Here is a 13,405-nt window from a genome sequence, read left to right as displayed (position 1 = left end):
GACTGATACCGTAAGACAATGGTACCACTTTACCATTTACAAACACCTTCTTATAGTCTTTAGGGAGAGCCAATAAGACAACTTGAAACTATTATAGTTAAACCCAGTCATGTGAAACCTTTAGACTTATGTTATAATAGTCAAACAATGTTGTGTGAAAGGAAGAGCTAAGAATGCTTGAGATTTTTGATACTCATACTCATTTGAACAGTGATAACTTTTCAGGTAGGGAAGATGAAGAACTAGCTTTGGCTAAAGAACAGGGTGTAATTTACCATAATGTGGTTGGTTTTGATAAAGAAACCATCGGAGGTGCTCTGACACTGGCTCAGAAATATCCAGAAGTTTATGCTACCATTGGTTGGCATCCGACTGAAGCTGGTTCCTACACTCAGGATATAGAAGAGATGATTGTTTCGCATTTAAGAGATCCTAAAGTCATAGCCTTAGGTGAGATTGGTTTAGATTATCACTGGATGGAAGATCCTAAAGAGATTCAAATCAAAGTTTTTAAACGACAAGTTCAGTTGTCAAAAGAATATGATTTACCTTTTGTGGTGCATACAAGAGATGCTTTAGAAGACACTTACCAAGTTCTCAAGGAAGTAGGTGTCGGTTTTCGCGGAGGTATCATGCATTCTTATTCTGGGTCATTAGAAATGGCAAACAAATTCATAGAGCTTGGCATGATGATTTCCTTCTCAGGAGTGGTAACCTTCAAAAAAGCACTAGAAATTCAAGAAGCAGCACAGCAATTACCTTTAGAGAAAATCTTGGTGGAGACTGATGCACCATACTTGGCGCCTGTTCCGAAGCGTGGTCGGGAAAATCGCACAGCTTATACTCGGTTTGTGGTCGATAAAATAGCGGAATTGCGAGGACTTTCAGTGGAGGAAGTGGCTGCTGCTACGACAGAAAATGCGAAAAGGATCTTTAGAATTGACAGATAAAATTAAAATTCAAGAGGTTATTGTGGTTGAAGGCAAGGATGATACAGCCAATTTGAGACGCTTTTATGATGTGGATACTTATGAGACGCAAGGTTCTGCTATTAATGAGAAAGACTTGGAGAGGATTGACCGTTTAAATAACTTGCGTGGAGTGATTGTTTTTACAGACCCAGATTATAATGGGGAACGCATCCGTAAGATTATTATGCAAGCTGTGCCAACAGTTCGACATGCTTTCTTAAAACGTAACGAAGCTATACCAGCATCTAAATCTAAGGGACGGTCATTAGGAATTGAACATGCTTCTTTTGAGGATCTGCAAAAAGCACTAAGGAAAGTAACTCAGGCCTATGACGATGACAATCAGTTTGATGTTACAAGTGGGGACTTGGTACGTTTAGGCCTCACATTGGGTAAAGAAAGTCGGCAAAAACGTGAATATTTGGGGGACCAACTCCGAATAGGCTACTGTAATGGTAAACAACTTTTGAAGAGACTAGAGCTTTTTGGCATCAGCTTAGCAGACCTCGAAGAAGCTATGGCGTGCTATAAAAGCTAACTGCCAACACTCACAAGAAAGTCCGATGATTTTTCTTAGTCGGTTTTCCTAATTATACAAAGACACTACTTTTGTTAATGTACTTGTCTTGCTATTATAGAATGTGATAAGGAATATGTTACAATAGAGAAAAGAAGAAGTGGGAAAAAAGAATACATGAGAATTGCAGATTACAGTGTTACGAGAGCTATCCTTGAGCGTCATGGTTTCACTTTTAAGAAATCTTTCGGACAAAACTTTTTGACGGATACCAATATCTTACAAAAGATTGTTGATACGGCAAGAATTGATAAAAATGTCAATGTTATTGAAATTGGACCAGGTATTGGTGCTCTGACAGAATTTTTAGCAGAGAATGCAGCTGAAGTTATGGCTTTCGAAATTGATGATCGTCTCGTCCCGATCTTAGCTGACACCCTCAGAGATTTTGACAATGTCCGAGTTATCAACCAGGATATCTTAAAAGCTGATTTGCAAACACAGATTCAAGGTTTTAAAAATCCACAATTACCTATAAAGGTGGTGGCTAATTTACCATATTACATTACAACACCAATATTAATGCATTTGATTGGAAGTAAAATTCCTTTCCAAGAGTTTGTGGTTATGATGCAAAGAGAAGTCGCTGATCGTATTTCAGCAGAGCCTAATACTAAAGCCTATGGAAGTTTGTCAATTGCCGTTCAATATTATATGGCGGCTAAAGTAGCCTTCATTGTGCCGAGAACAGTATTTGTACCGGCTCCAAATGTTGACTCTGCCATATTGAAAATGGAACGTCGTGTAGAACCTTTAATTAAAGTTCAAGATGAAGATTTCTTCTTCCGAGTAGTTAAAGTGGGTTTTGTCCATCGCCGTAAGACCTTATGGAATAACTTGACCAGTCATTTTGGTAAGTCTGAAGAGACTAAAAAGAAGTTAGAGAACGCCTTAGAATTAGCAGGTATTAAAGCCAATGTTCGCGGTGAAGCTCTAACTATTGCAGAATTTGGAAAATTAGCTGATGCGTTGAAGTCAGTTGGTATTTAGAACTAAAATCCCTATTCAGTTGAATAGGGATTTTAGTTTCAGTTAGTTTAGGAATGTGATAGCTAGGCTTACCTCCTAGGCTATTTTTTTTGCACGATCATCTACATGAAAAGTGCGTTATGACTTTGAACGATTAGTTCATCAAAAAATTTTCGCAAAACAATTTTTCCACCTTGAAAGCTCTCTTCTTGGATAACTTGAATTTCAAGATGAATATTTTGATAGCCAAATAATGCATTAGCGTATTGAAGAGTAATATCATTTTCAAAATCATCTAGGCAAAGGTGGGCAATATTAATCATAGCTTTTTTGACCGCTCGACGCACTCTTTGCAGCATAATTTTTTGACAATGAGCGTCTAGTGATAAATAATGCTCAAAATTAACCTTTTCAAAGGGAATATTATGATCTAACATCAGCTTACAAATCGTCATTATATCGGTATAACCAGCTTCAGCGGTAATGCCTAAGTAGGATAAGATGGAACGGATTTTCTCTAATTGCTTTTCTTGTATGCTATCTTGAGTCTGTTGTGCTAAGGTAGGGCCTAAAAGTTCTTGAATTAGCTTTAATTTTGCCTCCATTTGAATACTTTCTTTGACCTTATTGACAACCGATCGTACTTCAACAATGTTAATGGGTTTATTGATGAAAAACTCAATTCCTGCTTGATAAGCATCTTGTCGAAGACCTTCATCTTTGACCTGAGAAATCATAATAAATTTGAGTTTTGGGCGACTGTGGTGGATTTTTTCAACCAGTGTCACACCATCTAACTTTGGCATTAATAAGTCAACTAAGACGATATCAATATCGGAGACTAATAAATCATGATAGGCTTCAGTTGAATCATTTGTTGTCTTACAAACGATGTGGTTAAAATCATCCTCAATGATTTCTTGAAGCACCATTGTCACAGAGGGATCGTCATCTATAATATAGAATTTCATTCATTCACTCACTCCAGTTACTAATTGCTTCTTGCTTAAATTAATAGTAAAAATAGCACCTTTAGGTTGGTTGTCAGAACAGGTTATACTTCCTTTAAATTGTTCTTCAACAATAACTTTAACATTTGATAACCCTATTCCACGGTAAATATCCCCATTTGCATTAAATTTTGTTGAAAAACCAGATTGAAAAATAAACTTTTTCATCTTATCAGAAATGCCAGGGCCGTTATCAGTGATGGTGATGCTAAGGTTTTGGTCGTTTTCTTGTGTTGAAACAATAATAGTACCATTTTTTTGGTCCCCAATAGCTTCCACAGCATTCAACACAATATTGGACACGATTGTAAGGAGAAAATAATAGTTGGTAATGGTCGTCTTGCTTTGAATATGCTCGGTAATAATGATGTCTTGCTGATGTGCTTGAATTAGGCTACGGATATATGACAGAGCAATTCTAAAAATATCTTTTACGGTCATACTTGATTCGTTTTCTACACTAAAGTAAGTACCAAGTCCTTTGATAACATTTTGGTAATCCTTTTTAATTTCGTGCACATCTCTTGCGATGTCTAAAGATAAATGTTGGTATTCTTGAGGTAAGTGATGTTTAGCTAACTCTTTGTCAAGAAGATAAGCATTTTTCATGATGTTTTCAATCTCAAGAATGTTTTTCTGCATAAAGTAAACTTCACTTTTAACAGCAGAAGTTGACCAAATAAAATAATAGTAACGCTGTTCGTGGTAATCCTTAAGAAGTAAGAGGGTCAGATAACTATAAGTGTAGGCCAGTGCGCAGCTTATTAAAGCTCTTACCAAGGCGGTTAGAAAAAGGATCTGGAAAATACTGACGGTATAATTCTTAAAATTGAGTAATAAACTAATTTCTAAGATATTCGAAAGATAGTCACAGATAATGATGGCTAGAAAAAACGTTCCTTTATTTCGATAGGAACGGCTCCAATATAGAAAATAAAAACAGAATCCGTAACACAAGTAGAATACAACATCAGTAAAAACAAATTCTAAGATTTTCAGAGATGCTGATTTTCCTACAAGGGCCAAAATAAGCCCTCTAAAGATTGGAGAAACTGCTGCAATTCCTAAACAAATATGGAAAGGGTTCACATCATCATTAAAGTATAAAAAAACTGGCAAGATGAAGAGAGACAAAGTTAGGATAAAACCATCAGTAATTGTTGAAATATGTATCTGTGCAGCTAAAGCAATAGTAATAGCGGCAATAACAATCCGTTGTCGTCTTTCAAGATGATTTTCGGTTAAAATATCAAGCATATCAATTCCTAAAAATTTCTATTTGAAGATTTTTGAATATTATTGAAGCTTTGTGAAAGCGCTAACTATAATCTAAGTATAAATAAAAAGGAGGTAATAAGCAATGAAAAATTTACGAAACCGTAATTTTCTAACCTTATTGGATTTCACAACACAGGAAGTTGAATTTCTCTTAAATCTCTCTGAAGATTTGAAGCGTGCTAAGTATGCGGGCATTGAACAACAAAAATTAGTTGGAAAAAACATTGCCCTCATTTTTGAGAAAGATTCAACCCGTACCCGTTGTGCATTTGAGGTTGCTGCTTACGATCAAGGGGCTCGCGTTACTTACCTGGGGCCAACAGGAAGTCAAATGGGTAAAAAAGAAACCGCAAAAGATACTGCACGTGTTCTTGGTGGGATGTATGATGGTATTGAATATCGTGGCTTTTCTCAAAAAACTGTTGAAACTCTTGCAGAATTTGCAGGGGTTCCAGTATGGAATGGTTTAACAGATGCTGACCACCCAACGCAAGTATTAGCTGATTTTTTGACTGCAAAAGAGTGTCTTCAAAAACCTTACAAAGAGATTCGCTTTACCTATGTCGGAGATGGTAGGAATAATGTTGCTAACGCTTTGATGATTGGGGCTTCAATTGTCGGTATGACCTATCATTTAGTTTGTCCCAAAGATTTAAATCCCGATCCAGAGCTTTTGAAGAAGTGTCAAGAGATAGCTAAGAGTACAGGTGCTGTCATTGAAATTACAGATGATATTGAAAAAGGAGTCCTTAACTCAGATGTTCTTTATACAGATGTTTGGGTGTCAATGGGTGAAGCAGATGAAGTTTGGAAAGAGAGGATTGCACTCTTAGAGCCTTACCGAGTAACTCAGAAAATGATTGAAATGACAAAGAATCCTAATGTAATTTTTGAGCATTGCTTGCCTTCCTTCCATAACATAGACACAAAAGTAGGTAAAGAAATCTATGATAAATATGGTCTAAAAGAAATGGAAGTTTCTGATGAAGTTTTTGAAGGACCTCATTCTGTAGTCTTCCAAGAAGCTGAAAACCGTATGCATACCATTAAAGCAGTTATGGTAGCTACCTTGGGCGACTAGGGGGTCTGTATTATGACAAAGATAGTCGTTGCATTAGGCGGGAATGCTTTAGGAAATTCACCGGAGGAACAACTTGAGCTGGTCAAGGGAACAGCTAAATCGCTTGTTTCACTTATTAAAGCCGGCCATGAAGTTGTTATCAGTCATGGGAACGGGCCACAAGTCGGAGCAATTAATTTAGGGATGAATTATGCGGCAGAAAACGGACAAGGAGCAGCATTTCCCTTCCCTGAGTGTGGTGCTATGAGTCAGGGTTATATTGGTTACCACCTTCAACAAAGTTTATTAAATGAAATAGGTAAAGAAGGTATCACTAAAGAAGTTGCGACCCTTGTGACGCAAATAGAAGTTGATCCTAAAGATAGCGCCTTTCAAAATCTCACAAAGCCAATAGGAAGTTTTTATGATAAAGAAACATCTGAAAAAATAGCTACTGAAAAAGGCTATACTTTTGTTGAAGATGCCGGGCGGGGTTATCGACGAGTTGTAGCTTCTCCTCAACCAATAGAGATTTTGGAATTAGCTAGTATAAAGACCCTCATTGAAGCAGGAACTTTAGTCATTGCAGGTGGTGGCGGCGGTGTCCCAGTAATTAAGGGTTCAAGTGGCAGTTATAAAGGTGTTGCAGCCGTTATTGATAAAGACCAATCTAGTGCTTTGCTAGCAGGCAAACTTGAGGCAGATCAATTAATTATTCTAACGGCTGTTGAGCATGTTTACATTCACTACGGGAAAGAAAATCAAGAAAAACTGACCCAGGTAAAGACCGGGGAGCTGATTGACTATGTTAAACATGGAGAATTTGCCAAGGGTAGTATGTTGCCTAAAATAATGGCTTGTTTGAGTTTCCTTGATCATAATCCAAACGGAAAAGCAATCATAACCTCTTTAGATAGCCTGGAAAAAGCTTTAAATGGTGTTACTGGCACACACATTACTAAATAAAAGCTTTGGAGGCATGAAAAGATCAGTGATTATCTGTTTTTCATGCCTTTTTCTATGCTATTAGCCTTCGATACAAATAACCAACTTAAAGGGAGAAATGATATGATAATAGGTAAAACTAAAAATGAAGGGATAGTGGCAAAAAAAGCTTTTCGAATGCCAGGTGCCTTCACGATACTATTTATCTTGACGATAATTGCAGTAATGGCAACTTATATTATACCGTCAGGCTCTTATGCAAAATTACTCTATAATTCTGAAACGTCTAAATTAATGATCACCGAACCTTCAGGAAAGGTCAAAAATGTCGCAGCAACGCAAAAAGAGTTGGATAAAATTGGTGTCAATATAAAAATTAAAGAGTTTACTTCAGGAGCCATTAGCAAACCCATTTCTGTACCAAACACCTACAAAAGGTTAAAACAAAATCCTGCTAGACCAAGTGACATTACAACAAGCATGGTCAAGGGAACTATTGAAGCTGTAGATATAATGGTTTTTATAATGGTTCTTGGAGGTATGATAGGGGTGGTTCGTCGAAGCGGAGCCTTTGAATCTGGATTAATTGCTTTGACGAGAAAAACTAAAGGTCGAGAGTTCACACTGATTTTCTTAGTGTCATTATTAATGGTGTTAGGTGGTACGCTATGTGGTATTGAAGAAGAAGCTGTTGCATTTTATCCGATTTTGGTCCCTGTTTTTTTGGCTATGGGTTATGATTCCATCATCTGTGTTGGAGCAATTTTCTTGGCCAGCTCGGTGGGAACTTCTTTCTCAACAATTAATCCGTTTTCATCAGTCATTGCTTCAAATGCAGCTGGTATTAGCTTTACAGAAGGTTTAGAATGGCGGATGTTTGGTTGTATTGCAGGTGCCATCTTTGTTGTTTCCTATCTTTATTGGTATGCTAAAAAAATCAAAGCTGATCCAAGTTTTTCTTATTCCTATGAAGATCGAGAAGAGTTTAATAAAAAATGGGGGTTAGTGGCAGGAATTTCAGAAGCAAAATTTACTATTAGACAAAAAATTATACTTGTTTTGTTTACGATTTCCTTTCCTTTGATGGTTTGGGGTATTATGTCTCAAGGTTGGTGGTTTCCAACAATGGCATCCTCTTTTTTGGCTATTACGATAGTTATAATGTTTCTTGCGGCAACAGGTCCAAACGGAATTGGTGAAAAGGAAGTCGTTGACGAATTTGTCAATGGAGCAGCTAGTTTAATTGGAGTATCCTTGATTATTGGTTTAGCGAGAGGTATTAATATCATATTAAACCAAGGTTTTATATCTGACACGATGCTATTTGGTGCTTCAAAAGTCGCTTCGCATGTAAGTGGTCCAGTCTTTATTATCGTGATGATGATTATTTACTTCTTTTTGGGCTTTGTTGTTCCGTCTTCATCAGGCCTCGCTGTCTTGTCTATGCCTATTCTGGCCCCTTTGGCTGATACAGTGGGAATACCACGATATCTTGTTGTTATGGCCTATCAGTTTGGACAGTATGCTATGCTATTTTTAGCGCCCACCGGTTTGGTTATGGCAACTCTTCAAATGCTAGATATGAAGTATTCACATTGGCTGAAATTTGTATGGCCGGTTGTCGCTTTTCTACTTATTTTCGGTGGTGGTATGTTAGTTTTCCTAGTACTTTTGGCAGGTTAGTGACAGCTTATCTCCAGATAATAAAAACCATGTCAATCTGACATGGTTCAGATTGAAGAAAAAGTCCATTTTGGACAATTTTCTTCAATCTTTTTTCTTTATTATGAAAAGTAAAAACTCTCAGAAACATTGGAATATCAACGTTTTTTAGAGTTTAATATCGTGTCATTTTACGCAAGACTATTCACATTTTTTTATTGTTAGGAGTTTGTTTACGTTCTAAACCATGTCAACCTGACATGGCTTTTATTATTCAATCATTCCTAATGCTTTTTTTAATTGGTCTACTTGCAATTTGCTTAGTGCTTTGGGATTTTCTTTGGCTAAAACTTGCATTTTGAAAGTTAACTGAGGATTAGCTTTTAATGCTTTTTCTTGGTCAGCTTTTAATTGAGGGGCAAGGCTAGCTAATTGTTGCGCCTGCTTTGGTGTGACCACTAGCCAATAATCCCTTGGGATGACCGCCTCCGCTTTTTGCGAAATCAGTTCATTAGTTTCTCCTCCAAAGCCAAACATAAGTTTATCAAGGTGAGTTTTCCAAACATACCGTTTGGTAGTGGTTATCAAATAGGCCTTATCACTATCAGTTTGCTTGTAGTTAGCAGATATTTTGGTGGCTTGATTTATTTTCTTTCTGTTAGGAACAAAATGGGCTTTGGGTTTTTGATCTTCTTTATGCTCTCTATAGATGAGTACATGGTGGTCTGATTTCGTACCAATCTTTTTAGCAATGAGAAGGCCAAAGTTAGCTTTAACATCACCAGCAGAATAAATTTCCTGTTTGTTGATCTTTGTGTCAACTGTCATACCTCGGTGGTTAACAAAGTGGTCTGTTAGATAGAGGGTGCTAGCTAGTAGACTAAGTAGTGACAGAGTTCCCAAAAGATATCTTACCAGCTGTTTGGGAATATACATCCATGTCACAAAGGACAGCACAGTTGCTAAGGCAATGATTAATAGAATCATCTTAAAGCTCCTTTCCTACTTCAATAACTTTTCCTCGACGGAGAAAGAGGGCAACGACAAAACCAATAATTGCAAAGGATAATCCAATAGTAAAGGAGATATGGAAACCTTTTAGACTAGCATCTAACAATTTAGAAGCATATTCTAGTGGGTTTTGCTCTTGTAATAATTTTGAAGGTTTATTATTGTTGATAACGTTTTGAGTTACACTTGATAATAAGGCAACGACAATGGCTGATGCAATTTGACGAGCTGTATTGTTTGAAGCTGTTCCGTGAGCAGCCTCATGAGGTGGTAGTGCACTCATAGCTGAAGCTGTTAAAGGCATCATAATCATGGCAATACCAAACATACGAACGGCATATAATAGGGTAATATAGTGGTCAGGTGTTGTTCCAGTAAGGAAAATAAAAGGAATAGTTCCGATACCAAGAATAGTAAAGCCAATTAAGGCAAGTCGACGAGCACCAACTTTATCATAGGCGCTCCCAGCGAGGGGACTGATAATTCCCATGATTAGAGCTCCAGGTAGTAGGACAAGTCCAGAATCAAGGGCAGATAAACCATGTACGTTTTGTAAATACAGAGGTAGCATCATTTCCACTCCCATCATAGCCATCATAGATAAGGCGATGGCAAGTGTGGTAATAGAGAACTGTTTAACCTTGAACACACGAATATCTAGGAAAGGTTGTTCTAAAGTTAATTGTCGTCGGATAAAGATTGCAATGATAACAATCCCTACAAGAATTGGAATGATAACATTAGTCAGGTTTTCCCAGCCATCACTAGCCACGTTGGTGAATCCCCAGAGAAAAAGACCAAATCCTATAATAGATAAAATAAAGGAAGGAAAATCCAAGGTCATTTTTTTGTTGGGGATAACATCTTTGATAAAAATGGGTGATAGAAAAAATGAAATAGTTAAGATAATTAATGGTAAAACAAAAATAGCACGCCAAGCTAAATTATGACCGAACAAGATGATATCGTGCTTTAATAACCAACCTGCAAAGGTAGGTCCAATTGCAGGAGCTAGTCCAACTACTAAGCCACTAAGTCCCATTGCAGCTCCCCTTTGTTCAGCTGGGTAAATATTGACCATTACCACCTGCATTAAGGGCATAGTAATTCCAACCGCAACAGCCTGAATAATTCGACCTACTAGAAAAAGGGTCCAATTGGATGTAGGTGCTAAGGTTGTGATTAGTAGTCCGACAACCAATATAGCGTAAGCTGACACATAGAGCCACTTGGTTGAAAAACGAGTGGCAAGGTAAGCTGAAACAGGAATCATAATCCCATTTGCTAATAGGAACCACGTGGTTGCTTGTTGAGCTGTTGCTAAGTTAATATGGAAACTGTCCATCAATGTCGGTATCGCGGTACCGAGACTGGTTTGATTTAAAATACCGGCAAAGGTAGCGACTAATAGCAAAATAACCATAGTCGTCCGATTAAAAGGCTTGCCGTGTATATCAACGTTATAATCTGTTGACATTCTTCTCTCCTTTAAATGAATTATGAGTATGCTGACGCTACAATATATTAAAATTTCAGAAATCAACATAGTTACCCTGAGAACTATATCATAAACCTAAATGAGCTGCAATTAATTTGCATCGTTTTTTAGAGAGATTCAGGAAAAAATTTAAAAAAATTGTCATAAGGGAAAACGTAAATCTGCTGAATTAAAGACTTATTTTTGCTATAATGAAGTTATTATGATTACGAGGAGTTCATTTGCAAGGAAGAATTATTAAATCTTTGGCCGGCTTTTATTATGTCGAGTCTGAAGGAAGAGTTTACCAAACACGTGCGCGTGGAAATTTTAGAAAAAAAGGACAGGTTCCCTATGTAGGCGATTTTGTTGACTTTACAGCAGAGAATAACTCGGAAGGTTATATTCTAGCCATACATGAACGTAAAAATGAGCTAGTCAGACCTCCTATTGTTAATATTGACCAAGCTGTTGTTATTATGTCGGCCAAGGAACCTGATTTTAACAGTAACCTTTTGGACCGTTTTTTGGTTTTGTTGGAAAATAAAAGTATTAGGCCAATTGTTTATATTTCTAAACTTGACCTACTTCAAGATCTGACAGCTATTGAAGATGCCAGGCGTCATTATGAGCAGGTAGGTTATAATTTTGCTATGTCTCTTGGTCAGCTTTTACCACATTTAAGAGAGAAAGTAACAGTCTTTATGGGACAGACTGGCGTCGGTAAATCAACACTTCTTAACAAAATTTCTCCAGAACTAGGCCTCGAGACGGCAGCAATCTCTGGTAGTTTAGGGCGCGGACGCCACACGACACGTGCTGTTAGTTTTTATAATGTTAACGGCGGGAAAATAGCTGATACGCCAGGTTTTTCCAACTTAGATTACGCTATTGATAATGGAGAGGACCTTAGTGAAGCTTTTCCTGAAATCAGACATTTTAGCCATAACTGTAAATTTAGATCCTGTAGCCATCGTCACGAACCGCAATGTGCTGTCATCGCTGCAGTAAAGGCAGGCCGGATATGGCAAAGGCGCTATGATAACTATTTACAATTCCTCAGTGAAATCGAAAACCGGCGCGAAACCTTTAAGAAAGTAATTAAAAGAAAGTAGGGTATTGAACATGACAAGTCACAAAATTGCACCTTCTATTTTAGCGGCTGACTATGCTAATTTTGCCGCAGAGTTAAAACGTATTGAGGAAACAGATGCTGAGTATGTTCATATTGATATTATGGACGGTCAATTTGTTCCTAATATTAGCTTTGGTGCAGACGTAGTCGCTAGTATGCGCAAACATAGCAGACTGGTTTTTGATTGTCACTTGATGGTGATTAATCCTGAGCGTTATGTGGAAGCTTATGCGCAAGCAGGTGCCGATATTATGACAATCCATGTTGAGAGCACTCATCATATTCATGGTGCCCTACAAAAAATTAGAACAGCTGGTATGAAAGCTGGCCTTGTTATCAATCCTGGAACGCCAGTAAGTGCCATTGAGCCTCTCTTATCCTTGGTTGATCAAGTTCTGATTATGACAGTAAATCCTGGCTTTGGAGGTCAAGCCTTCATTCCAGAGTGTTTAGACAAGGTTAAAAAAGTTGTTGAGATGCGTCAAAGGGCTGGTTTAGACTTTGATATTGAAGTTGACGGTGGCGTCGATGACAAAACGATTGCAGCCTGTGCCAAAGCGGGTGCCAATGTTTTTGTGGCAGGCTCTTATCTCTTTAAAGCTGATGATTTAGTTTCTCAAGTCCAAACATTAAGGTTGGCTTTGGATGCTTAAAATAGCCTTAGTTGCTGGCGGTGACCTTGAGACACTTCCTAAGCAATACGATTTCTATTGTGGTATTGATCGTGGTAGCCTTTTTGTTATTGAAGAAAATTTACCTTTAACTTATGCAGTAGGTGATTTTGATTCGGTTTCTGAGTCGGAATTATCGAATATAAAAAGGGAGGCTAAACACTTCATGCAGTCGCCTGCTGAAAAAAATGATACAGATACGGAGTTAGCTTTAAAGACAGTTTTCGAAGATTATCCAGAAGCGGAGGTGACGATTTTTGGGGCCTTTGGAGGACGATTGGATCATTTATTATCCAATCTTTACTTGCCTAGTAATCCAGAGTTAAAGCCTTTTCTATCGCAGATTACTCTTCTTGATCACCAAAACCATGTGCAATTTCGTCCAAGTGGTAGTCACATCATCCATCAAGTAGAGGGTATGACTTATGTTTCTTTTATGGCCGTAGGTCAAAATCCCTTGTCAATAAAAGGCGCTAAATACGACTTAACTAGTTCAAATTATTTTGAGAAAAAAGTCTATTCTAGTAATGAGTTTATTGGACAACCAATAGAAGTCAGTGTTGATTCTGATTATATTATTATTATTCAAAGTAGAGACAGGAGTTAATTTGGAAGTTCTTATTGTAATTCTACTTATCC

Annotated in this window: 13 protein-coding genes; 9 read left to right on the top strand and 4 right to left on the bottom strand. The window is 37.5% G+C overall.

Annotation, left to right across the window (positions count from 1 at the left end; all coding sequences use genetic code 11):
- Positions 1–173: 173 nt before the first annotated feature.
- From FGK96_RS09580 to rsmA, 3 genes are all read left to right on the top strand, one after another.
- Positions 174–950 (top strand): TatD family hydrolase, encoded by a 777-nt coding sequence (locus tag FGK96_RS09580; protein WP_138083326.1) that lies wholly within the window; start codon positions 174–176, stop codon positions 948–950.
- Complete coding sequence (gene rnmV / locus FGK96_RS09575; protein WP_138083325.1) at positions 919–1,509, top strand: ribonuclease M5; 591 nt, start codon at positions 919–921, stop codon at positions 1,507–1,509. Before FGK96_RS09580 ends, rnmV begins: the two co-directional genes overlap by 32 nt.
- Before the next feature lie 156 nt (positions 1,510–1,665).
- On the top strand, positions 1,666–2,538 hold the full coding sequence (gene rsmA, locus FGK96_RS09570; RefSeq protein ID WP_138083324.1) for a 16S rRNA (adenine(1518)-N(6)/adenine(1519)-N(6))-dimethyltransferase RsmA: 873 nt from the start codon (positions 1,666–1,668) through the stop codon (positions 2,536–2,538).
- A gap of 101 nt (positions 2,539–2,639) precedes the next feature.
- Here rsmA and FGK96_RS09565 read toward each other — a convergent pair whose 3' ends face one another.
- Both FGK96_RS09565 and FGK96_RS09560 read right to left on the bottom strand, forming a co-directional pair.
- Positions 2,640–3,488: a DNA-binding domain-containing protein gene (locus FGK96_RS09565; RefSeq protein ID WP_138083323.1), complete on the bottom strand. Its 849-nt coding sequence runs from the start codon at positions 3,486–3,488 to the stop codon at positions 2,640–2,642.
- Entirely contained in the window at positions 3,489–4,784 is a 1,296-nt protein-coding gene (locus FGK96_RS09560) for an ATP-binding protein (RefSeq protein WP_138083322.1), read from the bottom strand.
- A 103-nt stretch (positions 4,785–4,887) separates the two neighbouring features.
- On the opposite strand from FGK96_RS09560, the gene argF reads away from it, so the two are divergent.
- The 3 genes from argF (at position 4,888) to FGK96_RS09545 (ending at position 8,493) form a co-directional block, all read left to right on the top strand.
- Complete coding sequence (gene argF / locus FGK96_RS09555; RefSeq protein ID WP_138083321.1) at positions 4,888–5,886, top strand: ornithine carbamoyltransferase; 999 nt, start codon at positions 4,888–4,890, stop codon at positions 5,884–5,886.
- Positions 5,887–5,898: 12 nt separating this feature from the next.
- Positions 5,899–6,831 carry a carbamate kinase gene (gene arcC / locus FGK96_RS09550; RefSeq protein WP_138083320.1) on the top strand — a complete coding sequence of 311 codons (933 nt, stop codon included), beginning with the start codon at positions 5,899–5,901 and terminating at the stop codon, positions 6,829–6,831.
- Between the two features lie 102 nt (positions 6,832–6,933).
- On the top strand, positions 6,934–8,493 hold the full coding sequence (locus FGK96_RS09545; RefSeq protein ID WP_138083319.1) for a YfcC family protein: 1,560 nt from the start codon (positions 6,934–6,936) through the stop codon (positions 8,491–8,493).
- Between the two features lie 249 nt (positions 8,494–8,742).
- Here the strand turns inward: FGK96_RS09545 and FGK96_RS09540 are convergent, their stop codons facing one another.
- Positions 8,743–9,459 carry a DUF4811 domain-containing protein gene (locus tag FGK96_RS09540; protein ID WP_138083318.1) on the bottom strand — a complete coding sequence of 239 codons (717 nt, stop codon included), beginning with the start codon at positions 9,457–9,459 and terminating at the stop codon, positions 8,743–8,745.
- A 1-nt stretch (position 9,460) separates the two neighbouring features.
- Positions 9,461–10,960, bottom strand: coding sequence for an MDR family MFS transporter (locus FGK96_RS09535; protein ID WP_138083317.1), 1,500 nt, complete (start codon positions 10,958–10,960; stop codon positions 9,461–9,463).
- Between the two features lie 242 nt (positions 10,961–11,202).
- Here FGK96_RS09535 and rsgA point away from each other — a divergent pair, with 242 nt between their 5' ends.
- From rsgA to FGK96_RS09520, 3 genes are read left to right on the top strand one after another with little or no spacing between them, the layout of a single operon-like run.
- On the top strand, positions 11,203–12,075 hold the full coding sequence (rsgA, locus tag FGK96_RS09530) for a ribosome small subunit-dependent GTPase A (protein WP_138083316.1): 873 nt from the start codon (positions 11,203–11,205) through the stop codon (positions 12,073–12,075).
- Positions 12,076–12,085: 10 nt separating this feature from the next.
- Positions 12,086–12,748: a ribulose-phosphate 3-epimerase gene (gene rpe / locus FGK96_RS09525; protein WP_138083315.1), complete on the top strand. Its 663-nt coding sequence runs from the start codon at positions 12,086–12,088 to the stop codon at positions 12,746–12,748.
- Positions 12,741–13,373 (top strand): thiamine diphosphokinase, encoded by a 633-nt coding sequence (locus FGK96_RS09520; protein ID WP_138083314.1) that lies wholly within the window; start codon positions 12,741–12,743, stop codon positions 13,371–13,373. Before rpe ends, FGK96_RS09520 begins: the two co-directional genes overlap by 8 nt.
- The last annotated feature ends 32 nt before the right edge of the window (positions 13,374–13,405 follow it).

It is taken from the genome of Streptococcus porcinus (assembly GCF_901542335.1).
GTDB classification, from domain to species: Bacteria; Bacillota; Bacilli; order Lactobacillales; family Streptococcaceae; genus Streptococcus; species Streptococcus porcinus_A.
This window is presented reverse-complemented; position numbering and strand designations above follow the sequence as displayed.

Bases quoted from the DNA above. Each gene is read 5' to 3' on its own strand.
- FGK96_RS09580 (WP_138083326.1), top strand. From the start codon at position 174: ATGCTTGAGATTTTTGATACTCATACTCATTTGAACAGTGATAACTTT.
- rnmV (WP_138083325.1), top strand. From the start codon at position 919: ATGCGAAAAGGATCTTTAGAATTGACAGATAAAATTAAAATTCAAGAG.
- rsmA (WP_138083324.1), top strand. From the start codon at position 1,666: ATGAGAATTGCAGATTACAGTGTTACGAGAGCTATCCTTGAGCGTCAT.
- FGK96_RS09565 (WP_138083323.1), bottom strand. From the start codon at position 3,488: ATGAAATTCTATATTATAGATGACGATCCCTCTGTGACAATGGTGCTT.
- FGK96_RS09560 (WP_138083322.1), bottom strand. From the start codon at position 4,784: ATGCTTGATATTTTAACCGAAAATCATCTTGAAAGACGACAACGGATT.
- argF (WP_138083321.1), top strand. From the start codon at position 4,888: ATGAAAAATTTACGAAACCGTAATTTTCTAACCTTATTGGATTTCACA.
- arcC (WP_138083320.1), top strand. From the start codon at position 5,899: ATGACAAAGATAGTCGTTGCATTAGGCGGGAATGCTTTAGGAAATTCA.
- FGK96_RS09545 (WP_138083319.1), top strand. From the start codon at position 6,934: ATGATAATAGGTAAAACTAAAAATGAAGGGATAGTGGCAAAAAAAGCT.
- FGK96_RS09540 (WP_138083318.1), bottom strand. From the start codon at position 9,459: ATGATTCTATTAATCATTGCCTTAGCAACTGTGCTGTCCTTTGTGACA.
- FGK96_RS09535 (WP_138083317.1), bottom strand. From the start codon at position 10,960: ATGTCAACAGATTATAACGTTGATATACACGGCAAGCCTTTTAATCGG.
- rpe (WP_138083315.1), top strand. From the start codon at position 12,086: ATGACAAGTCACAAAATTGCACCTTCTATTTTAGCGGCTGACTATGCT.
- FGK96_RS09520 (WP_138083314.1), top strand. From the start codon at position 12,741: ATGCTTAAAATAGCCTTAGTTGCTGGCGGTGACCTTGAGACACTTCCT.